This window comes from Aurantiacibacter zhengii (assembly GCF_003584125.1).
Classification (GTDB): domain Bacteria; phylum Pseudomonadota; class Alphaproteobacteria; order Sphingomonadales; family Sphingomonadaceae; genus Alteraurantiacibacter; species Alteraurantiacibacter zhengii.
This window is the reverse complement of record NZ_QXFL01000005.1, coordinates 203,210-229,393: the sequence shown is the minus strand read 5'-3', so window position 1 is coordinate 229,393 and position 26,184 is coordinate 203,210. Positions and strand designations below refer to the sequence as shown.

Below are 26,184 nucleotides of genomic sequence, written 5' to 3'. Positions count from 1 at the left end.
AAAACTGTCTGCCTGCAGGACGGCAAAGTCAAATCTGGTCTAGCCGCATGCGCTGCAGGCGGGGTCCTTGGCGATCGTGAGCATGCGCATGCCGGGCTTAAGGCCATCCATCAGGTGCAGCTTGCCGAACTGAGGGTCGCCCATTCCGCCGGTGGCGCTCACGAGCAGGCGAATGGCCTGCATCGCGGCGAATGTGCCGACCCAGCCGACCATCGCGCCAAGGACGCCGTCCTCCGCGCAGGTGTCGCAATCCTCAGCGTCGAAGGCATCGCCAACGAAGCAGCGGTAACACGGCTGGTCCGCCCGGTGTCCGGCAAAGGCACCGACCTGTCCCTGAAAGCGCCCTACGGCGGCAGACAGCAACGGCACGCCCGCCGCAACGCATGCGTCGGACACGGCGAGGCGGGTGGCGAAGTTATCGGTACCATCGATCACCAGGTCCACGCCCTCGATCAGCGCGCCCACGTTATCGGGCGTTATCCGGCGGTCATGGATCGCGACACTCAGCTTATCGTCGAAGTTCGCAAGCCAGCGGCGCGCGGATACCGCCTTGCCGTGGCCGATATCGCGGGTAGTGTAGATGGTCTGGCGTTGCAGGTTGCTGGCCGAGACCTTGTCGTCATCGATCAGGGTCAGTTGCCCCACGCCGGCCCCGGCAAGGTATTGCAGCGCGGGTGCGCCAATGCCGCCAAGTCCCACCAGCACTACATGCGCGCGAGAGATCGCCGCCTGCCCGGCGCCGCCGACTTCGGGCAGCACTATGTGGCGGGCAAACCGGTCCAGCCGTTCTTCGGTGAGGGGGTGGGGCGTATCGCTCATTACGCCGCCATAGGTCAGCACGAATGGCGCCGCAAAGGCTATGTCGCCGAAGGGCGGATGTGGCTAGCCGGGCCTGCCGGGAACGACCGGTATCAGCCGGCTGTCAGCCAGTGCGGCTTGCCGGTGATGGATCGTGTCGCGCGTATCGGCGCTCTGGGTATGGGTAAAGAATGCCTCGATCGAAGGATATTCGACCAGCAGCATCAGGTCCCATTTTTCATCCTGCGGACCGATCAACGTTTCCATCGGCTGGCCGATGAATGACAGCTTCGCTCCGGCCCGTTCGATCATTGGCCGCGTTGCCTGCATGTATGCCTGATAAGCCTGCGCCCCGCTGATCGGCTGATCGGGCGCATGCTGCGGGGCATGCGAATAGTCCGCCATCTCGCGGAAGCGCAGCAGGTTGAGCAGGACGACAGGTCCCTCGCTGCCGCGTTCCATGATCGCGGCAGCGGCGTCTGTGTCGGCTTCGATATATCCCGTCATCGCTTCACCTATTGTGCGCGGCTCAGCTTTCGAGCTGGCGCAGCAGGCTGCGCACGTCGCCGTCCATGTCGGCATCGCGCTGGCGCAGGTCCTCGATCAGGCGCACGGCATGGATCACGGTCGAGTGATCGCGGCCACCGAACTTGCGACCGATCTCGGGGTAGCTGCGCGGGGTGAGTACCTTGGCGAGATACATGGCCACCTGGCGCGGACGAACCACGGCGCGGGCGCGGCGCTTGGAAGACATCTCGGCACGGTCGATGCGGTAGAACTGGCACACTGTGCGCTGGATCTCGTCGATGGTGATGCGGCGGCGATTGGCCGACAGGATATCGGTCAGCTGCTCTTCGGCGAGCTGGAGCGATACTTCCTGGCCGGTCAGCTGGGCGTAGGCGATCAGCTTGTTGAGGCCGCCCACCAGTTCGCGCACGTTCCGCGACACGGTGCGGGCGAGGAAGTCGATCACGTCGCCGGGCACTTCCAGCGGGGCGAACTTGGTCAGTTTCGATTCGAGAATCGCGCGGCGCAGCTCGATATCGGCGGGCTGGATGTCGGCGACGAGGCCCATCGAAAGGCGCGAGAGGAGGCGCGGTTCGACACCGTCCAGCGCCTGCGGCGCGCGGTCGGCGGCAAAGACCAGCCGCTTGCCCTCGGCCAGCAGCGCGTCAATCGTGTAGAGCAGTTCTTCCTGCGCGGAGGCCTTGCCGATGATGAACTGGATATCGTCCACCAGCAGCAGATCGAAACCACGCAGCCGCGCCTTGAACTCGATCATCTCGTTCGATTTCAGCGCCTGCACGAACTCCACCATGAACCGCTCTGCGCTGCAGTAGAAGATACGGGCCCGCGGGTGCGTCTGCAGGTAGGAGTGGCCGATGGCGTGCAGCAGGTGCGTCTTACCCTGGCCGGTGGCGGCTTTCAGGTAGAGCGGGCTGAACTGCGGCTTCTCCGCCTTCGCCATGCGTTCCGCCGCGTTCTTGGCGAGCACGTTGGTGCTGCCGGTCACGAAGGAGGCGAAGGTCTGGCTGGGATCGAGGCCCACGCTGGCGGTAAAGCCGTCGTCGCCGATCGATTCCATCGCCAAGCTGGCGTCGTTGGCGGCGCGGTGGCCGAAGCCGTCGTGGCCGCGCAGGTCAAGGTCGGCGATCTTGCGGCGGCCGGGGTGCACCTTGATGGCGATGTGGCGCACTTCGCTGCTGGCGATCTTCCACGCTAGCGACAGGCGGTCGTGATAGCGGTCTTCTACCCAGCTGGCGGAAAATTCCGTGGGCAGGAACAGATCCAGCGTGCCGGTTTCGTGATCCAGCTTGCCCAGCTGGATCGGCTTGATCCACTGCGTGAAGAGCTGGTGCCCGAGATCCTTTCGCAGGCCCTGGCTAATGTCAGCCCAGTCCGCTGCGAGATCGATCGCTTCCTGCTCTTCCATATTGTTTTCTGAACCCTCGTTCTTCGCACTGTTGTTGCGCCCGCTATGCGGTCCCATCCGAATCATTTTTTTCCAAATCCCACAAACCCGAATGCCGGCCTGCCCGACGTCACAAATCGATACCGAAACCGGTGACAAAACTCCCCCGTCCGGTGAACGCAGGTTGCGCGCACCGATGCCCCCGTTGATAACTCGGTTGTTGATGGCTGCGACGGTAATCGTCGCGACCGGAAGTCTGTTATGAAGGACTGCCGGGGAACCTCAAGACCATCCCCTGAAATATTTTCAAAAAATGGTCATTGACAGGTCGGGAGTCCGCGGACTTGCGTTCATCCATCGGAAAAACAACGATAGTTTTGTGACAATCCCGCGAATCGCGAGATTCCTTACGTTTACGCGCAGCCGGGCTCAGCTTCTCTCGCACATGCAAAAAGGGCCGGTGGAAAAACCACCAGCCCCTGCTGAAATCTGTTCCGATTTCGTTCCGCAAATCGCCGTCAATCGCACCCGACTCGGGTACGAGAAAAGCGAATCAGAGAGCGGAGACGCGCTTGCTCAGTCGGCTCATCTTGCGAGCGGCGGTGTTCTTGTGCAGCACGCCCTTGGAAACGCCCTTGGCGATTTCCGGCTGGGCAACCTTCAGCGCTTCCTGTGCGGCAGCCTTGTCGCCTTCGGTGACGGCTGTCTCGACCTTCTTGATGAAGCCACGGATGCGGCTCTTGCGGGCACCGTTGATGGCGGCCCGGGTGTTGTTGCGACGGATGCGCTTCTTGGCTTGCAGCGTGTTGGCCATGTCTGTCCTTGTTTCGAGCAGCGAAACCGCCCGTTTGAATCCTGTGCTAGGTAAAGCTGAGTCGACGGTAATCCCGCCGGAAAGCGGCGCAACTAGTGTGTCCGAGACAAAAGGTCAAGGATTCTCCTACTTCTGGCAAGCAGGACAGAACCAGGTGCTGCGACCGCCCTGTACTATGCGCCTGATATGGCCTTCGCCGCAGGAGATACAAGGCTCGCCTTCGCGGCCGTAAACAAGGAACCGCGTGGCGAAATAGCCCAGCTCGCCCGAAGGCGCGGCGTAGTCTCGCAGGGTGGAACCACCGTCGCGAATCGATTGCTCCAGCACGTCCTTGATCGCCGGCACCAGCCGCTCCAGCGCCGGGCGGAACACGCGCCCGCCTGCCTTGCGCGGATGGATATGCGCCCGGTGCAGCGCCTCGCACACGTAGATATTGCCAAGGCCCGCCACCACGTGCTGGTCCAGCAGCAGCAGCTTGATCGCCTGTTTGCGCCCCTTCATGGCGGCGCGCAGGTGATCGACGGTAAGCGCGTCTCCCAGCGGCTCCGGCCCCATCGCGGCGAAAGCGGGCCATGCATCCAGCGCGCCTGTATCCACTAGGTCGACATAGCCGAAGCGGCGCGGGTCGTTCAGGGCAAAGCGGTGGTCGGCGGTTTCCAGCAGCAGGTGATCGTGTTTGTCGGGCAGATCTGGGTCGATCCGCCAGCGCCCGCTCATTCCCAGATGGAAGATCACAGTGTGGCCGCGATCCGTGCCGATCAGGCCGTACTTGGCGCGGCGGCCAAGCCCGGTCACCCGCGCGCCCGTCAGCGCCTGGCCAAGGCCCGCGGGGAAAGGGAAGCGCATGTCGGGCCGCCCCAGCGTGACGCGCTCTATCCGCGCGCCATCGAGAAAGCGCGCCAGGCCGCGCACGGTTGTCTCTACCTCGGGAAGTTCCGGCATGGCCTGACCCTTTAACACCCTTTGCGCCGCGGGCAATTGCCCCTAAGTGCAGCGGCATGAGCGAGCCAACACCCGACACCGTCTCCTTCGGCTACGAAGATGTCGCCCCGGAAGAAAAGACCCAGCGCGTGGGCGCGGTCTTCTCCAACGTCGCACGCAAGTACGACATCATGAACGATGCCATGTCGGGCGGGATGCACCGTCTGTGGAAGGACCAGTTCGTGCGGCGCGTAAAGCCGCAGCCGGGCGAGGCGATCCTCGACATGGCAGGCGGCACTGGCGACATCGCCTTCCGCATGGCTGCCAAGGGCGCCGAGGTGGTGGTGGCCGATATAAACCAGGACATGCTGGACGTGGGTATCGAGCGCGCGATGGAACGCGGCATCGATGGCCTGTCATGGTCATGCCAGAACGCCGAGACGCTGACCTATCCGGACAGGCAGTTCGATGCCTACACCATCGTCTTCGGCATCCGGAACGTGACCCATATCAATAAGGCGCTGGCGGAAGCGCATCGCGTGCTGAAATACGGCGGACGGTTCTACTGCATGGAATTCAGCACCACCGAATGGCCGGGCTTCAAGGAAGTCTACGATGCCTATTCGCACAAGCTGATGCCCAAGATCGGCAAGGCCATCGCCGGGGACGAGGACAGTTACCGGTATCTTGCCGAATCGATCCGCCGCTTCCCCAGGCCGCCCGAGTTCGAGGCGATGATCCGCGACGCCGGTTTCGTGCGCACACGGGTGGAAAGAATCCTGGGCGGCGCGGTGAACATCCATTCGGGATGGAAAGTCTGACCGCGTGACCCGTCCCTCGACGCATATCTGGCGGCTCCTCAAATGGGGCCGAATTCTTGCGCGGCACGGCGCGTTGCGGGGGATCGAGCGCGATCCCAACACGCCGGCTCCTGTAAAGCGGCTGTGCCGTACCGCCCGTTTCGGCACAATCCAGCCGCGCGAGCCCGATTACGCGGGCGCGTTCCGCGAGATCGGCCCCGCCGCGATCAAGCTGGGGCAGACGCTGGCGACGCGGCCTGATCTGGTGGGTGACGAAGCGGCAAAGAACCTGCTGAGCCTGCAGGACAGCTTGCCTCCGGTGCCCTTCGCCGCAATCCGCAAGCAGATCGAGGACAGTTTCGAACGTCCGCTGGAAGACCTTTTCGTCGAAGTCGATCCCGAGCCGGTGGGCGCTGCGTCCATTGCGCAGGTGCACAAGGGTGTGACGACCGAGGGGCGCACCGTCGCCATCAAGGTGCTGCGTCCAGGAATTCGCGAGAAGTTCGAACAGGACATCGCCACTTACGAATGGGCAGCCGCGCATCTCGAGGCGATGGGCGGCGAGGCGCGCCGCCTGCGACCGCGGCTCACCATCGCCAATTTCAAGCGGTGGAGCAATTCGGAGCTGGATTTCCGGCGTGAGGCGGCCAGCGCATCCGAACTGGCCGACGCGATGAGGGGCTTTGATGGCTACGCGATACCCGCCATCGACTGGGACCGCACCAATGGCCGCGTGCTCACTATCGAATGGGTCGACGGGGTCAAGATCAGCAACATGACCGCCCTGGCGGAAGCCGGTCATGACCTGCCCGACCTTGCCCGGCGGCTGGTACTGGCTTTCCTGACCCAGGCGATCAGCGGCGGGTTCTTCCACGCCGACATGCACCAGGGCAATCTGTTCGTGAAAGCCGACGGCACCATCGTCGCCATCGATTTCGGCATAATGGGCCGGATAGACCGGCGCGCGCGGCAGTGGCTGGCGGAAATTCTCTACGGCCTGATTACGGGCAACTACAAGCGCGTGGCCGAGATCCATTTCGAGGCGCAGTATGTGCCCAGCTATCACTCGGTCGACGAATTCGCGACCGCGCTGCGCGCCGTGGGCGAACCCATGCGCGGCAAGCCGGTGAGCGAACTTTCGGTTGGCCAGATGCTGGACGGCCTGTTCGCCATCACCCGCGATTTCGACATGCAAACGCAGCCGCACCTGTTGCTGCTGCAAAAGACCATGGTGATGGTGGAAGGCATCGCCACCCAGCTCGATCCGCAGATCAACATGTGGGACGTATCCGCGCCCTACGTGCGCAGCTGGATTCGCGACGAACTGGGTCCCGAGGCGGCGATTGCCGACCGCATCCGGGCCGACATCGACACGCTGATCCGCCTGCCGGAGCTCGTGCGCCGCATAGAGGACCGCTATCCCGCCAAGGGCGGTGCGCCGGAACAGCCGCCGCTTCCCGAAGTGGAACTGCTATGGGAGCGCCGCCGCCGCCGGGCAGAGGCTGGGCAGCGCGGCTGGCCGGGCTATATCGCCGCTGCCGTGGTGGGCGGGGCTGCCGTGTGGGGCGCGATGCTGGCCGGAATCATCGGCTAGCGCGAAACTGATCGGGGATAGATGGCCGCAAGCATTGAGCCTGTCCCCGTCCCGGTCCAGATCAAGACCATGACCAATCCGCTTATCTGGTGGAACAGCCTGGGCCGCCCGCTGGCGCGCCTGCCGCGTTGGGGTGCGCTGGCCGTGCTCGCGCTGCTGGCAGCGTTGATGGCGTGGAGCGCGGTGGCCGTTGCACCGGTGGGCGAGGCGGAAGCCGCGCGGGTGGAGGCGAAGGCTGATCATCGGGCGGACAGATCGCAGGGCGATCTCGCGCTCTATTCGCGCATCTCCGAGCGTGTGATCGCGGGCGAGCCCTATTACGCTGTCGCCATGGAGGAACAACGCGCCGGAAATTACCCGACGCGCCCCTTCGTCACCGTGCGCCTGCCGACACTGGCATGGCTTCACCGGGCGATCGGGGTGGACGGGGTACGGATGCTGGGCGCAGTGCTGTTGCTTGGTGCGATCCTGATGCTGCACCAGAAGCTGCCGGGCACAATGCCCATGGCAGAGCGCCTTGGCGCGCTGGTGCTGCTGGCCCTGGGCGGAGCGGCGCTGGCTGTGCCGCAGGCGGGACTGATCCACGAATTGCTGGCAGGCCTGCTGCTGACCCTGGCTTTCGTCATGTATTCGCCAGAACGCTGGTGGCCCAGTCTGCTGGCCGCGGGCCTGGCGATTGCCGTGCGCGAGCTGGCGGTCGCCTTCGTCCTGCTCTGGCTGGCTTTCGCCGTGATGGAAAAGCGCTGGCGCGAGGTCGCCGCGCTGACGGCTGTGCTGGCGGTGTTAGCGGCTATGATGGGGCTGCACTACCACTACGTGGAAATGCGCCGCGCGCTCGGCGATCCGGCTTCGCAGGGGTGGGACGCCATGGCGGGCCTTGCCCTCCCGCTGATGGCGCTGTCGCGGCTCACGCCCCTGCTGGTCCTGCCCGTCGCCCTGGCGGCACCCCTTGCAATCCTGCCGTTCGTCGGCTGGCTGGGCTTGGGTGGGCGCGTGGGCCTGTTCGCCGCGCTGTGGTTTGCAGGCTTCTTTGCCGCGATGGCGCTGTTCGCCCGGCCGGAGAATTTCTACTGGGTGCAATTGACCCTGCCCGCCTACGTCGCGGGCCTTGCCTTTGCGCCGCGCGCGCTGGGAGAACTTGCCGGAAAAGCTTATCGCGCAAAGGAAAGGCAACCTTAACCAAGATTTGCGAAAGCCCACGCTTGGACTATTAGCGGGCCTTGAGAACCGATGCTTGAGCAGCGGATTGATGTTTTGGAACAGGAGGGACAGTCGACCAGTCCTAGAATCCTGCTGGTGGTGGGCGGCGGTATCGCTGCCTACAAGTCGTGCGAGCTTGTCCGTCTGATTGCGAAGGGCGGGGGAGAGACCAACTGCGTGCTGACCAACGGCGGCGCGCAATTCGTCACGCCCATGGCGCTGGCTGCGCTGTCGGGCAACCAGGTCCACACCTCGCTGTGGGACCTGAAGAACGAGGCCGAGATCGGCCACATCCAGCTTTCGCGCGAGGCGGACCTTGTGGTCGTCTGCCCGGCAACGGCGGACCTGATGGCCAAGATGAATGCCGGCATTGCCGACGATCTGGCCACCACGCTGATCCTCGCCACCGACAAACCCGTCCTTACCGTTCCCGCGATGAACGTGAAGATGTGGGAACATCCCGCCACGCAGCGCAACATAGCAATGCTGCGCGAGAGCGGTGTCCGGGTGATGACACCCGATGAAGGCGCAATGGCCTGCGGCGAATTCGGCCCCGGCCGCCTGCCCGAACCCGAGATGGTCTGGCTGGAGATCGCCGATATGCTGGGCCTCGATCCCGGCATCGCGGGGCAGGATATCGAGGATTATCTGCGCGCCGTCGAAGCGGGCGCGGAAGAGGAAGATTACGAGGACGACAGCGACTTCGGTAGCGACAAGCCCGGCGGTCTTGCCGGAATGCTCGCCAGCATCATCCCGCGCTCCACCCCGCGCCGGATCGAGGACGACGAAGTCACCTACGACGACGAGGAAGGTTACGAGGAACTGGAGGGCGAAGTCGCCTGGACAGGATCCGACCTGCCGGAAGAGCCAGACTATACCGGCGTCGAACATCTGATAGCGACCAAAGGCAAGGCAAAAGCCGCCCCGCCAACCGACCGCGAGGCGATCAACCACGAGGTGAACGCGCGGCAGGAAGCGCCGCAGCCGTTCGAAGGGGAAGAAGCGGCTGCGCCAGTAGGTTCATTGGTCAATCCGCTGGAACCGGGCCAGGTTCAGTCGCCCGAACTCGATCCGATCGACACGTTCGATCCCTTGGCAGGCCAGCCGGGCTTCGAACAGGATATCGAGCACCGCCCTCTCTACGGCAAGCATGTGCTCGTCACCGCCGGGCCCACGCACGAACCGATCGACCCGGTGCGCTATCTGGCCAACCGTTCGAGCGGAAAGCAGGGCTTTGCCATTGCCGCCGCCGCTGCTGCAGCGGGTGCGAGGGTCACGCTCGTCACAGGGCCGGTGCATTTGCGCACGCCGCTGGGCGTGGACCGCATCGACGTGGAAAGCGCCGAGGAAATGGCCCGCGCCGTGCGCGAGTCGCTGCCGGTGGATGCCGCGATCATGGCTGCCGCTGTCGCCGACTGGCGTACGAAGGAATACAACGACATCAAGATCAAGAAGCGCGGGGCCGCTCCCCCTGCGCTGGTGCTGGCGGAAAACCCTGACATTCTCGCCAGCGTTGCCGCCAATCCCAAGCGGCCCGAACTGCTGATCGGCTTTGCCGCGGAAACCAACGACGTGGTCGATAACGCCCGCAAAAAGCGCAAGAGCAAGGGCTGCGACTGGATCGTGGCCAACGATGTCTCCGGCGATGTCATGGGTGGGGACAACAACCAGGTGCACCTCGTCAAGGAAGGCAAGGTCGAGCATTGGGATCCCATGACCAAGCAGGATGTGGCCACCCGGCTGATCCAGGAAATTGCCGAGAAACTCAGCGTCGATGCCTGATACGATACCTGTCAAACTGAAGCGCCTGCCGCACGGGCACGGGCTGGACCTGCCGGCCTACGCCACGGGCGGCGCGGCAGGCATGGATGTGGTGGCAGCGGAGAACATCGTCCTGCGTCCCGGATCGCGCCATGCCGTTGGCACCGGCTTTGCCGTGGCCATCCCGCCCGGATACGAAATCCAGGTGCGCCCGCGGTCGGGCCTGGCGCTGAAGCACGGCATTTCCGTACCCAATGCGCCGGGCACTATCGACAGCGATTATCGCGGCGAACTGAAGGTCATCCTGGTCAACCTGTCGGACGACAACTTCCCGATCCAGCGCGGGGACCGGATCGCCCAGCTGGTGCTGGCCCCGGTCACGCTGGCCGCGTGGGACGAGGTTGAGGATCTGGACGCCACCGCACGCGGCGAAGGCGGCTTTGGTTCCACGGGCGGGCACGGTTCGCTTTAAACCACCTGCGCCGCGTGGCGGCGAAAGGCGAGCGAGGCGGAAAGCCACAGGATCGCGAAGAACGCCAGTATGCCCCATTCCACCGAATGGCCGGGCATGGCACGCGTCGCTGCCAGGCCCAGCGCGAACTGGCTCACTGCCATCGCCCCGGTAATCGCCGACAGGGCCGCAGGGCGGAAGCGGGTGATGGCGGCGGCCACGATGCCCACGGCAAGCACGGCAAAGAAGCCGAGGTTGATCGGTTCTCCCTCTGCGCCGATGATGCCGACCGCAAGGTTGCTCCACACGGTGAAGAACGCGGCGAAGGTGGCGATCGCAAAGCCGATGAGGTGCGGCCAACTCCGCGCGAGCCGCAGCCCTCCCTCAGCCGCGAGGCCTGTCACCAGCAGCAAGGCAGCAGCGAATACGAAATCGCTGCCGGTCCAGTCGACCTCGTTTGTGAGTTGCATGGCGATGGCGGGCAGCGCCAGTAACGCGGCGGCAGCGCTCCATCCGGCGATGCGCCATCCGGCCAGGCGGCGGTAAAAGGGAAGGGTGTCGGGCATGGTCGATTCTCCGTCAGTAAGGATGGCCAAACCATGCATTTCCAGTGGGGTGAGCGGCATGAGCAATTCATGAGCAATGGTTGAAAAGCTTCCGCTGGCCCATTTGCTGGCATAGGAATTGGCGGCCATGGCAACCGATCCATCAATCCTGCACTTCGACTGCTTCGCGCTCGACCGCGCGAATCGCCGTCTGCTGCGCGGCGATGAGGAGATCGATATCGGCAGCCGCTATTTCGATGCCCTTGCCATGCTGGTGCAGGCGCGCGGCGACCTGGTGACCAAGGATCGCTTCATGGACGAGGTGTGGCGGGGCATCCCGGTGACGGACGAAGCGCTGACCCAGTGCATCCGCACCCTGCGCCGCGCGCTGGGCGATGATGCAGCCTCGCCCCGCTACATCGCCACTGTGCCGAAGCACGGATACCGCTTCGTCGGCGAATTGGTGGATGATCGTGAGAGGCGGGACACGGCCCGGCCGGATCCGGCGGCAGGCGGCCTTTCGCGCGGCGGGCGGATCGCTGCGGCCGCCACCATCGGCGGCGCCGGTGCTGGCGTGATCGGCGGACTGCTTTACGGGATACTGCTGGCAGGATCGGCCAGCGGCGGCAGCGGGCTGGTGCTGACCCTGCTGGCACTCTGCATAGCCGTGGGCGTGCTGGGCGGCGCCGGGGTGGGGATCGGCATGGGGCTTGCCAGCGGACCCGGCGTACTTCGCCCGGTAATACTGGTGGCAGGCGGGGGCATAGGCGGCCTTGTGGTCGGTGCCATCGGTCGACTGGTGGGGCTGGACCTTTTCCAGGTGCTAGCAGGCGTGGGCATCGGCCCTGTTACCGGCATTCTGGAAGGTGCGCTCGTCGGCATGCTGGCCGGTGGCGGATGTGCGCTGGCCCGGCGCTTTCAGGGCTGGCGCGGCGGTGCTGCCGCTGCCGTGCTGGGCGGGGCTGGCGGAATGCTGGTTGCCCTGTCCGGCGGGCGGTTGATGGCGGGCAGCCTGGCGCTGCTGGATAGCACCGTGGCCGAGCGTCGGCTTGGGATCGACGCCATGGGTGCCATGCTGGGTGAGGGGCAGTTTGGCCCCCTCGCGCTGCTGGCCAGTTCGGCGCTGGAGGCGGCGGTGTTCGTCAGCTGCGTGGCGCTGGCGGTGCGCCGGGCCTGAAAGCTGCGGACACGAAAAAGGCGGGCTGCATCGCTGCAACCCGCCTTCAATGAAATCACCGGATGTCGGTGCTTAGCGCTCGCGGCGCACCGGCTGGTCTTCCGGGGCGATGGAGATACGCACGGTCTCGCCCGAATTGCCGGGGAAGTCGGTGAACATCGCCTCTACCAGGTTGGGAACGAGGTACTGCAACTGGTCGGAACGCGAGGCCGCTTCGGCCTTGCCTTCGAACAGGCGTTCCCCCGTTGCCGCATTGTCGATCTTCAGATCGATGCCGCTGGTGTAGACAGTGTAGCTGGAGACATCCGGCCCGCCGAAGAACGAATCGTGCCAGCCGTAGCCCCAATTCCGATCTCGTACGTAGGCCACGCGGGTGTTACCGCGACGATCGCGGAACACTACCGGACGCGCATAGCTGCGCCACGGGCTGAAGAACGGATCGCGGTAGCCATAGCCAAAGCCGCTGGACTGGATGCGTTCACGGCCATTGTCGACGCCATAGTCGAAGCGCACCAGCAAGGTGGCCTCTTCCGGCGACGAGGCCTGGACATAGCCAAGCTGGGCCATCTCGTCCTCGACGTGGTCGGCATAGAGCGAGAACTCCAGCCCACCCGCCAGAGCGGGATCATCTGCGACCACGAAGAAGCTCTGGCCCTGCGGTGCGGGCAGCTGGCTTTCGAAGCGCGATACATCGGCGCGGAACGGGGTGGCGCAGGCGGCCAGGCCCAGCGCGATCGCGGGCACGGCGGCCAACTTTGCGCCTTTCAGGGAGAACAGGGATTTCATCATGGCGACTCTCTCAATCAACGTGGAAGCGCGCGAGGCTCCTCAGCTCCAGCGCGCAGGAATTTCTGCGATGATTGGTGCAATAGCAAGGGCAGAGTGAACCACGGTTTAACCGTATTCACCCAAAACCCCTGCAATTTCAGTGAGATTGCCGCGAAATGGGGCTTTTCAGCCGCGCACCAGACCCAGCGCACTATATGCGTGGTCGAGCGTGTGGGAGGCGAGATCCCGCGCCCGCGAGGCACCGCGCGCCAGAATGGCGTCCAGTTCCTCGCGGTCTTGCCGCAGCTCCACGAAGCGATCGCGAATCGGGCCAAGCACCTCGACCATCTTTTCGGCCAGCACCGGCTTGAATTGGCCGAAGCCCTGTCCACCGTGCTGCGCCAGCACCGCCTCCGGCGTGGTTTGCGCAAGAGCTGCGTAGATGGTGACGAGGTTGAGCGCTTCGGGCCGTCCGGCCAGTCCTTCGACATCGCCGGGCAGCGGTTCGGGATCGGTCTTCGCCTTCTTCACCTTCTGCGCCATGGTATCGGCATCGTCGGTGAGGGCGATGCGGCTCATGTCCGAGGAGTCGGACTTGGACATCTTCTTCGAACCGTCGCGCAGGCTCATGATGCGGGCCGCGGCGGGCGGAATGAATGGCTCCGGCAGGGTGAAGACCGGCTGATCTTCAGAAGCGAAATCGTTGTTGAACTTCTGCGCGATGTCGCGTGCCAGCTCCAGGTGCTGCTTCTGGTCTTCGCCCACGGGCACGTGAGTGGCCTGGTACAGCAGCACGTCGGCAGCCTGCAGCACGGGGTAGCCGAACAGCGCGACGGACTGACCCTCGCGGTTCTTGCCGGCCTTGTCCTTCCACTGCGTCATGCGGTTAAGCCAGCCCATACGCGCTGTGCCCATCAACAGCCATTGCAGTTCCGCATGAGCAGGTACCTGCGCCTGGTTGAACAGCACGCAGCGCGCCGGGTCGAGGCCGCATGCCACCAGCGCGGCGGCCATTTCCAGCGTGTTCGCTTTCAACTGGGCCGGATCGTGCGGCTGGCTGATCGCGTGAAGGTCTGCCAGGAAGAACAGGCACCTGTCATCATTGCCCATGTCGTTCTGCATCTTCACCCAGTTGCGGATTGCGCCAAGGTAATTGCCAAGGTGCAGGTTCCCGGTGGGCTGGATTCCCGATACGACGATCATGGTGCTTCTGGCTCTCTTTTCTTCGTAAGTGCAGCGATGCGCTGGCGGTCTATCGCGCCGACCGCGAAGGCGACGCCGAAGTAGACGACCGCCGAACACAGCACGAGCGCCAACAGCGCGCCCAGCCGCGCCAGCAGGCCGGCATCGAACCAGCCGGTTAGCAGGTCGCGCGCGAACCACAAGGCAGCGCCCATCGCGGCGGCGGCGACCAGCTGGCGGGCAATCCGCCCCACCAGCGCCAGGGGAATGGTGTAATAGTCGCGCCTCACCAGCACGACGTAAAGGAAGCCCACGTTGATCCACGCGCCGATCACGCTGGCAAAGGCCACGCCGACAACGCCGTATTCGGTCAGCACTGCTACGTTCAGCGCCACGAACACGAACAGCGAGATAAAGGCGGCATAGACTGGCGTGCGCGTGTCCGACCGGGCGTAGAAATTGGGGACCAGCACTTTCACCAGGACGTAGGCGGGCAGGCCCAGCACCAGCGCGGCCAGCACGTTGCCGGTCATCGCAGCATCGGCGGCATCGAACCGGCCGCCCTGGAAGATCATCGTCACGAACGGCACTGCGCAGATCGCCAGCGCCACGGCGGCGGGGATGGTCAGCAGCATGGCGAGCTCGATCGCGTCGGACTGGATGCGGTCCGTCCCTTCGCGGTTCTTCGCGCCGACGAACTTGGACAGCGTCGGCAGGATGGCGGTGGACAGGGCGATCCCGATGATGCCGAGCGGTAGCTGGTTCAGCCGGTCGGCATAGTTCATGTAACTGACCGAGCCACTTTCCAGCTGGTTCAGGAAGTAGAGCTGCACCAGCGTGTTGATCTGGTAGGCTCCGCCGCCGATCGCCGCGGGCAGGGCGATGATGGAAAGGCGCTTCACCTCGGGCGTGATGCGCGGCCACAGCAGCTTCGGGCGAAAACCCTCGACGCGGGTCCAGTAATAGAGCCAGGCGAGCTGGATCACGCCGCCCGTCGTAACCGCCCAAGCCTGCGCGTAGGCGATCTGTTCCAGCGTCGCACCGAAATTCTCACGCGCGTAGTCGCCGCCCAGCAGACTGGCGATCAGCACCACGTTGAGGATGATCGGAAAGCTTGCGCCTGGCGCGAAGCGGCTGACCGAGTTCAGCATCCCGGTGAACAGCGTCACCAGGCTGACCAGCACGATGTAGGGGAACATGATCCGCGCGAAGGCCACCTCCATCGCGAATTGCGCCCGATCGGCGTCGCCATCGCCCAGTATTCCGATGACTAGCGGCATCGCCAGCATCATCACCGCGCAAAGGCCGATCAGCACCGGCAGGAACACGCTCAGCACATCGTTGGAGAAGCTGCGCGCATCGTCGATGCCGCCTTCACCGTGCAGGCGCTTGGAAAACATCGGCACGAAGGCGGCAGAAAACGCGCCTTCGGCGAACAGGCGCCGAAAGACGTTGGGAATGATGAAAGCCTGGAACCAGGCGTCTGTCACGCCATTCGCGCCGAGCACGCGCGAGAAGATCATCTCGCGCGCCATGCCCGCCACCCGGCTCACCATGGTGAGCGAGCCGATGGTACCGACGTTTCTGAGCAGGCTCATGTGTTACCGCCCGCCTTCACGGATGTCCTCAGCCTTCGAAGCCGGCAGGCGAATCGGAAGCCGCCGCGCCGCCACCCTGTTCTTCCGCCGCCCGCTGCTGCTGCATGCGCTGGATATACAGGCCACTGAAATCGATCGGGTCCAGCATCAGCGGGGCGAAGCCCGCATCGCGAATCGCATCGGAAACCACGCGGCGGGCAAACGGGAACAGCATCCGCGGCGCTTCGGCATAGATGAAGGCGTGGCCCTGCGCGTCGTTCATGTTGCGAAGACCTACCAGGCCGCAATAGGCAAGATCGATGATGTAGGCGGTGCCCTGCTCCATCTTCGCCGTTACCGTGATGCGCAGTTCCACCTCGGTCACGTCATCGCTGGCGGCTTTTGCGCTGATGTTGAACTGCACGTCCATCTTCGGCTGGTCCTGCCAGCGATATGCGGCGGGCGCGTTGGGATTCTCGACCGAGAGATCTTTTACATACTGCGTGATGACGCCTGCCACGGGCGCGTTGTCATCGCCATTGGATGCGGGTGCGGGGTCGAGATTCTGGAGAACGTCGCCTTCGTCGGCCATGATCGGGTATCTTTCGCTGCTGTTTGGGCGCGGACGGGAAATCCGCGCGAGAAGAAATCTGCGCGCGCCTATCACCCCTTGCTGCCGCCCGCAATGGCGCGACGAACTGTTGCACCGGCGCTTCAGGGATACTTAAGCCGGTGTTGTTCATTTGATATTGATGCCTATCTCGGCCACAATAGGCGTTACAGTCCGCAACGCTTGAATAACGCGGGCAGAATGGGAAAATTGCGTGATCGTAGAAATCGTCATCCTCGCCATGATTGCCGCCTTTCTCGGCATGCGCCTCTATTCGGTGCTGGGCCGCCGGGCGGAGCATGAGGAAGAGATCATCCCTACCAACCGGTTCGAGCGGGGCGACGAACAGTCGCAGCCCCGCCAGGTCGCGCAGCCGAACGTCGAAAGCCCGCAGACCGAACGCACCCTTGCCGGGTTCCCGCCCGCCGTGGAGCGTGGTCTGCGCGAGATATCGACCGCGGATCGCAATTTCGAACTTCTCGGCTTCCTCGAAGGCGCGAAGGGTGCCTACGAAGTAGTGCTGGAGGCCTTCTGGCGCGGCGACAAGGAAGAGCTGAAGGAACTGTGCGACGACGACGTGTATGAGAGCTTCGCTGCCGTCATCGACGAACGTGAAGAGGCCGGCATCAGGATGGACAACCGCCTGATCCGGGTTGAGGACGTGACCGTCTATTCCGCCGAACTGGATGGCAAGATCGCCCGCATCGCGGTGCGCTTCGTTTCCGACATTGCCAGCGTCAGCTATGACAAGGATGACAACGTAGTGGCCGGATCGCTGGACGATGCCGTGGAAAGCCGCGACATCTGGACCTTCAGCCGTGACATTCGCAGCGACGATCCGCAGTGGCTCCTCGACGAGACCGACCAGGGCTGATAGCGGCCGGCGCGTGACACAGGCGCGCCTCCTTTCCTGCATCGCCATGCTCGCGCTTCTTGCGAGCTGCTCGCGAATCATACCCGAAGGGGCAGGCGAGCAGCCAACGCCAGTTGCGCCCAGCGCCGCGATCCTCGGCGTTTCCGCGGGTCCCTCCTTGGCCAGCCTGCCAATCCGCAGCGTCGATGCCAGCAACGCGCTCAATGCCTTCGTTGCCAGCTGCCAGGTGCCGCAGCGGCGCGAGGATGTTTCCGGCCTTACCCAGGCGCAGGACTGGGCCGCGCCCTGCGATGCCGCCGCGAACTGGCCGCGCAACGATGCGCGCCGCTTCTTTACCGAGAACTTCACTCCGGTCGTCGTTGGCGATGGTCAGGGCTACGCCACGGGTTATTTCGAACCGCAGATCGCAGGCAGCCGCACCCGCCGCCCCGGTTTCGACCAGCCGGTCTACGGCGTGCCTGCCGACCTGGAGCGTTGCTGGCGCGAGGGCACGCCCGAGACCGAGCGCGAGGGGCGTGCGCCGCTTTCTCGCCGCCTGCCGGATGGACGCTGCGTGGAATATTTCACCCGCGCCCAGATCGAGGATGGCGCTCTTGCGGGGCGCGGACTGGAAATAGGCTGGGCGGCAGACCCGGTCGAATTGTTCTTCCTGCAGATACAGGGCAGCGGCCAGCTTATCGGTCCCGATGGCGAAGTGGTTCGCATCGGTTACGCCGGGCAGAACGGCCATGCCTACACCGGTATCGGCGGGCTGATGCGTGAACGCGGTCTGCTGGGCAACGGACCGGGACAGTATGCGGGTTCGATGCAGGGCATCATGCAATACATCCGCGAAAACCCCGCAGCGGGCCGCGCCTTGATGCGCGAAAACGAAAGCTGGGTGTTCTTCCGCGTGCTGGACGGGCCGAATGCGCAGATCGGGCCGCTCGGCTCCATCGGCGTGCCGGTAACGGCGGAAAACTCGGTAGCGGTAGACCCCAATTTCGTGCCCTACGGCGCGCCGGTGTTCCTCGATCTCGACCGGGACGAGGCGGACGGGCTGTGGGTGGCGCAGGACACCGGCGGAGCGATCAAGGGCGCGAACCGCTTCGACACTTTCTGGGGCGCGGGCGATCGCGCGCGTGAAATTGCCGGGGGCATGAGCGGGCGCGGGCAAGCGGTTGTCCTCTTGCCCAAGGCCTCTGCGCGCAGGCTGGGCCTGAGAGAGAGGCCGTGAGCCGCGCACCGCGCGGCCTGACGCCAGAGGAAAGCGCGCTGTGGAACAAGGTGGCATCGACGGTAAAGCCGTTGCACCGCCAGCCGGTGAAGGCTGCCATCGAAGCCGCGCCGGCAACGCCATCGACAGTCTCTGCGCCCAAGAAACTGCCAGCCCGCAAAACGAAGGTGCCCTTGCAGCCGACCAGACCGGCTCCCTCGCCAGCCCCTTCGCCCACCACTTCCCCCGGCCTCGATTCGCACTGGGAGCGGCGCCTCTCGCGCACCGACATGCACCCCGATTTCACTCTGGACCTGCACGGGCACACGCTGGACCAGGCTTATCACCGGCTCGACAGCGGACTGTTGCAGGCGAAGGCCATGGGCGCGCGGCTGGTGCTGGTGGTAACGGGCAAGCCTCGCCCCGTGCAGGCTGCCGATCGCGGGGAAAAGCGGGGCGCAATCCGCGCCAAGATCCTCGACTGGCTGGCGGCGGGATCGCATGCCTCCGATATCGCTGCCATCAGGAACGCGCACCGCCGCCACGGGGGCGAGGGTGCGCTTTACCTGGTGCTGCGGCGGCGTCGTTGAAGCCCTGAGGTATCAGCCCAGCAGCATGGCGTTCATCAGCCGCCCGGGGATGGCGAAGGCAACAATGCCGGGGATCATGAGGGCGGTCAGATAGGTGAATACGAGGTGCTTCTTGTGCCCGGCGATATCCCCCTTGCGGGCGGTCGCCACGGTTTTCCACGCTGCGTGGAAGGTGATCGGCACGAAAATATGTATGAAGCTGAAGCCGCCGCTCGACTGGATGAAGATGGCGCTGGTCGCCGTCACCAGCATCAGGACCAGCCACACCTTGCCGAGCATCTTGTGCTGTGCAGTGCCCTTGCGGGCCAGCAGCAGGTAACCGCCCAGAGGGATTGCGGGCAGCACCGTAGCGACGTGGATGATGACCGGCAGCTTGGCGTAGTGATGCAGGTTGTCCACCATGCCCAGCGCTGCCCGGCCCAGGGCGATCACGCAGAAGAAGCACATCGTGAAACAGGCGATGCTGACCAGCGTGCGCGCCACCGGGCCGATATCGAAGCCGGGCTTGGCAACGGATGCCTTGGCGGTGGAGGTCAGGGTCATGGTTGCAGCGGTCATTCGAGGTCTCCGTTGGATTGCGTCGAGACCCTTGTGCCGCGCCGCCGTTCGCGAACAACGCGATCTTCGCAAACGGTGCGGCCCTTTCGCAAAATGCGCGCAATTGCGGGGTTTTGCCACTTTACGAACCGCGAATGGGCGCTAGTTTCCCATCCCCATGGGCGATAGCGGGCAAACAGGCAGGGCGATGGTGGCGCGCCAGATCATCATCGATCTGGCGGTTCTGGCCGCCATCGGGGTGGTGCTTGGCTTCCTCGCGCCCCTGGGCACCGGCTACATGTCCCTGCCCATGCGCATTGCCTACTGGGTGGTCCTGGCGCTCGCGGGTTACCTTTTCTACAAGCCTATCGGTGCGCTGGTGGTTCGGTGGGGGCCGAAACTTGCCTTCCCCTCATGGGTCATGTGGACCGCCAGCGTCTTCATCGCCTCGATCCCCATGTCCATCCTGGTATGGGTGGTAAACGCCGGTGGCGGCCGTGTGCGGGTGCCTTCGCTGGAGGTTGCGCTGACGCATTATCTGGCGGTGTGCGTCGTGGGTGCGGTCGTTACGCTAATGTTCAACCTCTTGCCCGCCACGTCGCAGAACGGGGCGGCGGTAGAGCCCCCGGCGCCAGCGCCTCTACCCGAACTTGCACCTGCCGCAGCGCCCCAGCCTCGTTTCCTGGACCGTCTGCCTGCCGCCGTTGGTACGGACCTGCTGGCGCTCGAGATGGAGGATCACTACGTCCGCGCCCATACCGCGCTGGGCAACGAACTGGTGCTGATGCGCATGCGCGACGCAGTGGCGGAACTGGATGGGATCGCAGGCGAGCAGGTCCACCGCAGCTGGTGGGTCGCGCGCGGCGCGGTGGCCGACGTGAAGCGCGACGGGCGCAATGTGCGTCTCGTGCTCGATAACGGGCTGGAGGCTCCGGTGAGCCGGGCGAACGTATCGCTGCTGAAGGAGCGCGGCTGGATCTGATCCAACCGCGCTCTCGGGCAGATTACTCCGCCGCTTCGCGCAGGCGCGAGGGGCCGCTAATGCTTTCGGCGCTGGCCATGCCGGGTGCCTTGCTTTTCCCGCCGATCATGTCGCGTACCTTCTTCTCGATACGGTCGGCGATGCCATCGTCCACCGCGCGCCAGTAGGCGATGGCACGTTGCAGAACGGGCTCGGAAACGCCGTCCGCCAAGTGGCCGGAAACGTTCGAGACGAAGCGGTCGCGCGCGTCATCGTCGAACACCTCGAGGATCAGGGCCCGGGCCTGGCTCACGTCATCGTCGTCCTCGCGCAATTCGTAGGCGCGGCGCACCATGTCGCCATCGGCGTGCCACAGGCCGGCCTCGCCGCCGGTGTCCGGATAGGCGGTGGCACCGCCATAGGAATTGGGCGCATAGACCGGGTCGACCGCGTTCTCGGTGCGCATATGCCCTGCACGCGAATAGCTGTGCACCGGGCACTGCGGCTTATTGACCGGGATCTGCTTGTAATTGACGCCCAAGCGTGCGCGGTGGGCATCCGCATAGGCAAAGCCGCGCGCCAGCAGCATCTTGTCGGGCGACAGGCCGATGCCGGGCACCATGTTGTTGGGCTCGAACGCCAGCTGCTCGATCTGGGTATCCCAATCGACCGGGTTCTTGTCCAGCACCAGTTTCCCGACCTCGATCAGCGGATAGTCCTCGTGCGGCCAGGTCTTCGTCAGGTCGAACGGATTGATGCGATAGGTCTTCGCATCCTCGTACGGCATAATCTGCCACTTCAAGGTCCAGCTGGGCGGGTTGCCTTCGTGGATGGCGTTGAACAGGTCGCGGCGATGATAGTCGCTGTCCTTGCCGGCCATCTCGACAGCCTCGTCCTGCGTGAAATGGGCGTTGCCGCTTTCATCGCCGACATCGGTATGGAAGTGGAACTTCACCCAGAATTTCTCGCCGTCCTCGTTGATCAGCATGTAGGTGTGGCTGGAATAGCCGTTCATCTCGCGCCAGTTCTTCGGCACGCCGCGATCGCCCATCAGGTAGGCGACCTGGTGCGTGCTTTCAGGGCTGAGAGTCCAGAAATCCCACATCATGTCATGATCGCGCAGGCCGTTGTCGGCGCGTCGCTTCTGGCTGCGGATGAAGTGCTGGAATTTCAGCGGGTCGCGGATGAAGAAGATCGGCGTGTTGTTGCCGACCATGTCGAAATTGCCGTCCTCGGTGTAGAACTTCACCGAAAAGCCGCGCGGATCGCGCCAGGTATCGGGGCTGCCGCGCTCGCCCGCCACGGTGGAAAATCGCATCGCCACGTCCACCTTCGCGCCGGGCTGGAAAACCTTGGCCTTGGTATATTTGCTGACGTCCTTGGTCGTTTCGAAATAGCCGAAAGCGCCGCTTCCCTTCGCGTGGGGCTGGCGCTCCGCAATCCGCTCCCGATTGAAGTTGGCCATCTGCTCGATCAGGTAGTGATCGTGCAGCACGATCGGCCCGTCCGAGCCGACGGTAAGGGAATGTTCGTCACTCTGCACGGCAATGCCGGCGTCGGTCGTCGTAGGGAGTGCGCTCTTGCGGTCGGCCATCGGGATTCTCCTTGGGGGGTATCCTTCTGCTACGGGCGGGCAGGGCGCGTGGTTCCACGCAAAGCCCGGCAGTTGCCCTGAAATTCGGACCGACGGAAAACGCTGCGGACGAAAAAGGCCCCCGGCATCGCTGCCGGGGGCCTTTCCTGCGAGCCTCGAGGGGCTTGTGTTACTTGTGGTACCTGGCGCAGCGGATGTCGAAGCGGTCCGCGTCCATCACCTTGGTCCAGGCGGAAACGAAGGTCTCGACGAACTTCGCCTCGCCGCCGTTCTCGGCAAAGACTTCGGCAACGGCGCGCAGTTGCGAGTTGGAGCCGAAGACAAGGTCGGTACGCGTGGCGTGCCACTTTTCCTCGCCAGTCTTGCGGTCCTTGCCGACGAATTCCTCGTCGCCGCTCTCGTCCACCACGTCCCACCTGGTGTCCATGGTAAGGAGGTTGGTGAAGAAGTCGTTGGAAAGCACTCCGGGCCGATCGGTCAGCACGCCGATGGCGTTGCCGTGCCTGGCATGCTTGCTGACCGCGCCCAGCGCCCGCATCCCGCCGACAAGGGCAGTCATTTCCGGGATCGACAGGCCCAGCAGGTGCGCCCGGTCGATCAGCATTTCCTCCGTCTTCACCTGCGACTTGGTCTTCAAGTAGTTGCGGAAACCGTCGGCGAATGGCTCGAGCGGTTCGAAGCTTTCGGCATCGGTGTGCTCCTCGCCCGCGTCACCGCGGCCCGTCGTCACATCGATGCTGACCGAGTGGCCGCCATCCTTCGCCGCCTTCTCGATCGCCGCAGCGCCGGCCAGCACGATGGCATCGGCCATCGACAGGTTGCCGCGGATCTCGTCCAGCTTGCTGAGGACCTTGGACAGCTCCTCCGGATCGTTGACGGCCCAGTCCTTTTGCGGGGCAAGCCGCACGCGGGCCCCGTTGGCACCGCCGCGATGGTCCGAATTGCGATAGGTCGAGGCAGACGCCCAGGCCGCCTTCACCAGTTCGGCAACGGTCAGGCCGCTATCCAGAACCTTGGACTTGAAGGACGACACATCACTGTCCGAAGGCTGCGTGCCGGCGGGAGTGGGATCCTGCCAGATCAGGTCTTCTTCCGGCACTTCCGGGCCCATGTAACGGACCTTCGGACCCATGTCGCGGTGGGTCAGCTTGAACCACGCGCGGGCAAAGGCATCGTCCAGCGCCGCCTGGTCGTTCAGGAAGCGCTCGGAAATCTTGCGATATTCCGGGTCACGCTTCAGCGCCATGTCCGCCGTCGTCATGATGGTGGGCACTTTCTTGGAAGGATCGCGCGCATCGGGCGCCATGTCTTCCGGATCGGGATTGACGGGCGTCCACTGCTTGGCCCCGGCGGGGCTTTCGGTCAGTTCGTAGTCGTACTTGAACAGCAGGCGGAAATAGTCGCCGCCCCACTGGGTGGGGTTGGGCGTCCACGCGCCTTCGATACCGCTGGTGGTGATATGACCCTTGCCGATTTCCTCGGGGTCGGTCAGCCAGCCAAAGCCCATGCTGTGCAGGTTGCTGCCTTCGGGCGCTTTGCCGAACGTTTCGGAAGGCTTTGCCCCGTGGCACTTGCCAAAGGCGTGGCCGCCTGCCGTCAGCGCAACGGTCTCCTCGTCGTTCATGGCCATGCGGGCAAAAGTTTCGCGCATGTCGCGGGCCATCCCTTCCGCATCGTGCGGGTTGCCGCCGGGGCCTTCCGGATTGACGTAGATGAGGCCCATCTGGATCGCCGCGAGCGGGTTTTCCAGCGCCTTGCCTTCATCGGGCAGGATGCGCGTTTCCACGCCTTCGTCCACCCACTCCTCTTCGGTGCCCCAGTAGACCATCTCAGGCTCGTACACGTCGGCACGGCCGCCGCCGAAGCCGAACACCGGACCGCCCATGCTTTCGATGGCGACATTGCCGGTCAGCACGAACAGGTCGGCCCAGCTCACGTTCTTGCCGTACTTTTGCTTGATCGGCCAGAGCAGGCGACGCGCCTTGTCGAGGTTGCCGTTATCGGGCCAGGAATTGAGCGGGGCGAAGCGCTGTTGCCCGCTGGAGGCACCGCCGCGACCGTCGCCGGTGCGATAGGTGCCCGCCGCGTGCCATGCCATGCGGATGAAGAACGGGCCGTAATGCCCATAGTCTGCGGGCCACCAGTCCTGGCTGTCTGTCATCAGCGCCTTGATGTCGGCTTTCAGCGCGTTGTAATCGACGGTGTTGAAAGCTTCCGCATAGTCGAAATCGGGATCGTGCGGATCGGCGCGGCGGCCGTCTTCCTTCAGGATGCCCAGTTCCAGCTGGTCGGGCCACCAGTCGCGGTTGGTGCGGCCCAGCAGGCCGCGCGTCCCACCGTCCCCGTGGAAGGGGCAACCGCCTGAAATCGAACCAGTCTTAGCGTCCATTATTCTCTCCTCTCGCAGATAGTCGAATCTTCAATGATGAGAGAATGCGCTGGATCCGGTAATTCGTCCAATCGATAAGTTGGAAGTTATTGATCGCCTAATGCGTTCAGGAGGCGAGGCGTTTTTTTCGCGCGCCGATACGAAAGAACCCGCCGCTGCATGGAGGTGCAGCGGCGGGTCCGGGTCGTGTCGGAAAATCGGTCGATCAGGCGGCGACCAGTTCTTCCACCGCCTCGTTGCGGATCAGGTAGTCGAAGGCCGACAGCGCGGCCTTGGAGCCTGCGCCCATGGCGACCACGATCTGCTTGTATGGGACGGTGGTGCAGTCGCCTGCAGCAAATACGCCCGGCAGGTTGGTCGCGCCCTTGCCGTCGATCACGATCTCGCCATGCTTCGACAATTCGATGTCGCTGTCCTTGAGCCACTCGGTGTTGGGGACAAGGCCGATCTGCACGAACACGCCTTCCAGTTCGACGGTGTGTTCGTCACCCGAAGCGCGATCCTTGTAGACAAGGCCGTTCACGCGGTTGCCGTCGCCAGTGATTTCGGTGGTCTGCGCGTTCACCAGGATATCGACATTGCTCATGGAGCGAAGCTTGTCCTGCAGCACCTTGTCGGCGCGCAGTTCCTTGTCGAATTCCACCAGCGTGACATGGCCGACGATGCCGGCAAGGTCGATCGCGGCTTCCACGCCGGAGTTGCCGCCGCCGATCACCGCAACGCTTTTGCCCTTGAACAGCGGACCGTCGCAGTGCGGGCAGTAGGCCACGCCCTTGTTGCGATAGTCCTGTTCACCCGGCACGCCGAGCGCGCGCCAGCGAGCACCCGTGGAAAGGATCAGGCTGCGGGCCTTCAGCACCGCGCCGTTTTCCATGTGCACCTCGTGCATGCCGCCCGGCTGGGTTGCAGGCACCAGTTTGCTGGCCGTGGCAAGGTTCATCAGGTCGATGGCGTCCTGCGCCTTTACCTGCTGTTCCAGGTTGGTGGTGAGCTTGGGGCCTTCGGTATATTCGGTGCCCGGCAGGTTCTCGATACCCAGCGTGTCGTTCAACTGCCCGCCGAAGCGTTCGGCCGCGATGCCGGTGCGAAAGCCCTTGCGCGCCGTGTAGATGGATGCCGCCACGCCGCCGGGGCCGCCGCCCACCACCAGCACCTCGAACGGGTCCTTGGCAGAAAGCTTGGCCGCGGCCTTGTCGCTGGCGCCGGTGTCGACCTTGGCCAGCACTTCTTCCAGGCTCATCTTGCCGTTGTAGAACGGCTCGCCGTTCAGGAAAGTGGCGGGCACGGCCATCACGTCGCGGCCGTCCACTTCATCCTTGAAGGTGCCGCCTTCGATCAGCGTTGCCGTGATCCGCGGGTTAACCAGCGCCATCAGGGTGAGCGCCTGCACCACGTCCGGGCAATTGTGGCAGGAGAGGGAGAAATACATCTCGAATTCGAGATCTTCCTCCAGCGCGGCAATCTGGTCGATCACCTCCTGTTCCACCTTGGGCGGGTGGCCACCGGCCCACAGCAGGGCCAGCACCAGCGAGGTGAATTCGTGCCCCATCGGCAGGCCGGCAAAGCGGACCCATTTGGTGGCATCGCTGGCGCGGCGGATGATGAAGCTGGGCTTGCGGGCGTCGTCGCCGTCGAAGCTCGCCGAGACCTTTTCACTGAGCGCGGAAATCTCTTCCAGCAGCTCGCGGGTCTGGCGGCTCTTGTCGTCATCGCCCAGCGAGGCGACGAGTTCGATGGGTTCGCGCAAGTTCTCAAGATAGGCCTTGAGCTGCTGCGTCATGGTCGCATCGAGCATGGTGGTCTCCTTCTGGTGGGGATGGAAAAACGTGGAGGCCCGGAGCGGGGGGGAGGGGGGGGAGTGCTCCGGGCCTCATCGCGACCCGAGCCAGAGGCATCGGGAAGGACGCGGGCAGGCGGGGGGACCGACCTGCCCG

At 64.4% G+C, this 26,184-nt stretch carries 24 protein-coding genes; 10 read left to right on the top strand and 14 right to left on the bottom strand.

Translation table 11 applies throughout. The features are described from left to right. Positions 1–39 precede the first annotated feature (39 nt). From D2V07_RS12840 to mutM, 5 genes are all read right to left on the bottom strand, one after another. Positions 40–819: a HesA/MoeB/ThiF family protein gene (locus D2V07_RS12840; protein WP_119587398.1), complete on the bottom strand. Its 780-nt coding sequence runs from the start codon at positions 817–819 to the stop codon at positions 40–42. A 63-nt stretch (positions 820–882) separates the two neighbouring features. Continuing rightward, positions 883–1,305 carry a DUF1330 domain-containing protein gene (locus D2V07_RS12835; RefSeq protein WP_158586834.1) on the bottom strand — a complete coding sequence of 141 codons (423 nt, stop codon included), beginning with the start codon at positions 1,303–1,305 and terminating at the stop codon, positions 883–885. Between the two features lie 22 nt (positions 1,306–1,327). Next, complete coding sequence (dnaA, locus tag D2V07_RS12830; protein WP_119587396.1) at positions 1,328–2,788, bottom strand: chromosomal replication initiator protein DnaA; 1,461 nt, start codon at positions 2,786–2,788, stop codon at positions 1,328–1,330. Between the two features lie 475 nt (positions 2,789–3,263). Beyond that, on the bottom strand, positions 3,264–3,524 hold the full coding sequence (gene rpsT / locus D2V07_RS12825) for a 30S ribosomal protein S20 (protein ID WP_119587395.1): 261 nt from the start codon (positions 3,522–3,524) through the stop codon (positions 3,264–3,266). A 126-nt stretch (positions 3,525–3,650) separates the two neighbouring features. Then, positions 3,651–4,466 (bottom strand): bifunctional DNA-formamidopyrimidine glycosylase/DNA-(apurinic or apyrimidinic site) lyase, encoded by an 816-nt coding sequence (gene mutM, locus D2V07_RS12820; protein ID WP_119587394.1) that lies wholly within the window; start codon positions 4,464–4,466, stop codon positions 3,651–3,653. Positions 4,467–4,522: 56 nt separating this feature from the next. On the opposite strand from mutM, the gene D2V07_RS12815 reads away from it, so the two are divergent. The 5 genes from D2V07_RS12815 (at position 4,523) to dut (ending at position 10,272) form a co-directional block, all read left to right on the top strand. Next, positions 4,523–5,266, top strand: a complete 744-nt coding sequence (locus tag D2V07_RS12815) for a class I SAM-dependent methyltransferase (protein WP_119587393.1) — start codon at positions 4,523–4,525, stop codon at positions 5,264–5,266. A 4-nt stretch (positions 5,267–5,270) separates the two neighbouring features. Then, positions 5,271–6,839 carry a 2-polyprenylphenol 6-hydroxylase gene (gene ubiB, locus D2V07_RS12810; protein WP_119587392.1) on the top strand — a complete coding sequence of 523 codons (1,569 nt, stop codon included), beginning with the start codon at positions 5,271–5,273 and terminating at the stop codon, positions 6,837–6,839. Between the two features lie 69 nt (positions 6,840–6,908). Beyond that, positions 6,909–8,018, top strand: a complete 1,110-nt coding sequence (locus D2V07_RS12805) for a hypothetical protein (RefSeq protein ID WP_147366962.1) — start codon at positions 6,909–6,911, stop codon at positions 8,016–8,018. A gap of 51 nt (positions 8,019–8,069) precedes the next feature. Beyond that, positions 8,070–9,821 (top strand): bifunctional phosphopantothenoylcysteine decarboxylase/phosphopantothenate synthase, encoded by a 1,752-nt coding sequence (locus tag D2V07_RS12800; protein WP_119587390.1) that lies wholly within the window; start codon positions 8,070–8,072, stop codon positions 9,819–9,821. After that, the gene (dut, locus tag D2V07_RS12795; RefSeq protein WP_119587389.1) at positions 9,814–10,272 is read left to right on the top strand and encodes a dUTP diphosphatase; all 459 of its coding nucleotides are present in this window, start codon (positions 9,814–9,816) and stop codon (positions 10,270–10,272) included. Before D2V07_RS12800 ends, dut begins: the two co-directional genes overlap by 8 nt. On the opposite strand, the gene D2V07_RS12790 is transcribed toward dut, so the two are convergent. After that, positions 10,269–10,946 (bottom strand): hypothetical protein, encoded by a 678-nt coding sequence (locus D2V07_RS12790; RefSeq protein WP_119587388.1) that lies wholly within the window; start codon positions 10,944–10,946, stop codon positions 10,269–10,271. The two genes, dut and D2V07_RS12790, sit on opposite strands and share 4 nt — an antisense overlap. Here D2V07_RS12790 and D2V07_RS12785 point away from each other — a divergent pair. Next, entirely contained in the window at positions 10,945–11,973 is a 1,029-nt protein-coding gene (locus D2V07_RS12785) for a winged helix-turn-helix domain-containing protein (RefSeq protein WP_119587387.1), read from the top strand. The two genes, D2V07_RS12790 and D2V07_RS12785, sit on opposite strands and share 2 nt — an antisense overlap. Positions 11,974–12,045: 72 nt before the next feature. Here D2V07_RS12785 and D2V07_RS12780 read toward each other — a convergent pair whose 3' ends face one another. From D2V07_RS12780 to secB, 4 genes are all read right to left on the bottom strand, one after another. Next, on the bottom strand, positions 12,046–12,759 hold the full coding sequence (locus tag D2V07_RS12780) for a DUF4136 domain-containing protein (protein ID WP_119587459.1): 714 nt from the start codon (positions 12,757–12,759) through the stop codon (positions 12,046–12,048). Between the two features lie 168 nt (positions 12,760–12,927). Next, positions 12,928–13,944 (bottom strand): tryptophan--tRNA ligase, encoded by a 1,017-nt coding sequence (gene trpS / locus D2V07_RS12775; RefSeq protein WP_119587386.1) that lies wholly within the window; start codon positions 13,942–13,944, stop codon positions 12,928–12,930. After that, positions 13,941–15,521: a murein biosynthesis integral membrane protein MurJ gene (murJ, locus tag D2V07_RS12770; RefSeq protein WP_119587385.1), complete on the bottom strand. Its 1,581-nt coding sequence runs from the start codon at positions 15,519–15,521 to the stop codon at positions 13,941–13,943. The genes trpS and murJ overlap by 4 nt, the downstream gene beginning before the upstream one ends. A gap of 28 nt (positions 15,522–15,549) precedes the next feature. Further along, complete coding sequence (gene secB, locus D2V07_RS12765; protein ID WP_119587458.1) at positions 15,550–16,092, bottom strand: protein-export chaperone SecB; 543 nt, start codon at positions 16,090–16,092, stop codon at positions 15,550–15,552. A gap of 232 nt (positions 16,093–16,324) precedes the next feature. On the opposite strand from secB, the gene D2V07_RS12760 reads away from it, so the two are divergent. From D2V07_RS12760 to D2V07_RS12750, 3 genes are read left to right on the top strand one after another with little or no spacing between them, the layout of a single operon-like run. Continuing rightward, positions 16,325–16,984, top strand: a complete 660-nt coding sequence (locus tag D2V07_RS12760) for a Tim44/TimA family putative adaptor protein (protein ID WP_119587384.1) — start codon at positions 16,325–16,327, stop codon at positions 16,982–16,984. A gap of 46 nt (positions 16,985–17,030) precedes the next feature. Further along, complete coding sequence (mltA, locus tag D2V07_RS12755) at positions 17,031–18,200, top strand: murein transglycosylase A (protein ID WP_233548404.1); 1,170 nt, start codon at positions 17,031–17,033, stop codon at positions 18,198–18,200. Beyond that, a complete protein-coding gene (locus tag D2V07_RS12750; RefSeq protein WP_119587382.1) occupies positions 18,197–18,769 on the top strand; it encodes a Smr/MutS family protein in 573 nt (190 codons plus the stop codon). The genes mltA and D2V07_RS12750 overlap by 4 nt, the downstream gene beginning before the upstream one ends. A 12-nt stretch (positions 18,770–18,781) precedes the next feature. On the opposite strand, the gene D2V07_RS12745 is transcribed toward D2V07_RS12750, so the two are convergent. Then, positions 18,782–19,327, bottom strand: a complete 546-nt coding sequence (locus tag D2V07_RS12745; RefSeq protein WP_119587381.1) for a DUF2306 domain-containing protein — start codon at positions 19,325–19,327, stop codon at positions 18,782–18,784. 157 nt (positions 19,328–19,484) lie between these two features. Between D2V07_RS12745 and D2V07_RS12740 the strand changes: the two genes are divergently transcribed. Then, entirely contained in the window at positions 19,485–20,288 is an 804-nt protein-coding gene (locus D2V07_RS12740; RefSeq protein WP_233548397.1) for a LytTR family DNA-binding domain-containing protein, read from the top strand. A gap of 22 nt (positions 20,289–20,310) precedes the next feature. Here the strand turns inward: D2V07_RS12740 and D2V07_RS12735 are convergent, their stop codons facing one another. From D2V07_RS12735 to ahpF, 3 genes are all read right to left on the bottom strand, one after another. Next, positions 20,311–21,861 carry a catalase gene (locus D2V07_RS12735; RefSeq protein ID WP_119587379.1) on the bottom strand — a complete coding sequence of 517 codons (1,551 nt, stop codon included), beginning with the start codon at positions 21,859–21,861 and terminating at the stop codon, positions 20,311–20,313. A gap of 169 nt (positions 21,862–22,030) precedes the next feature. Beyond that, entirely contained in the window at positions 22,031–24,250 is a 2,220-nt protein-coding gene (katG, locus tag D2V07_RS12730; RefSeq protein ID WP_119587378.1) for a catalase/peroxidase HPI, read from the bottom strand. 205 nt (positions 24,251–24,455) lie between these two features. Further along, positions 24,456–26,045: an alkyl hydroperoxide reductase subunit F gene (ahpF, locus tag D2V07_RS12725; protein ID WP_119587377.1), complete on the bottom strand. Its 1,590-nt coding sequence runs from the start codon at positions 26,043–26,045 to the stop codon at positions 24,456–24,458. Between the last annotated feature and the right edge of the window lie 139 nt (positions 26,046–26,184).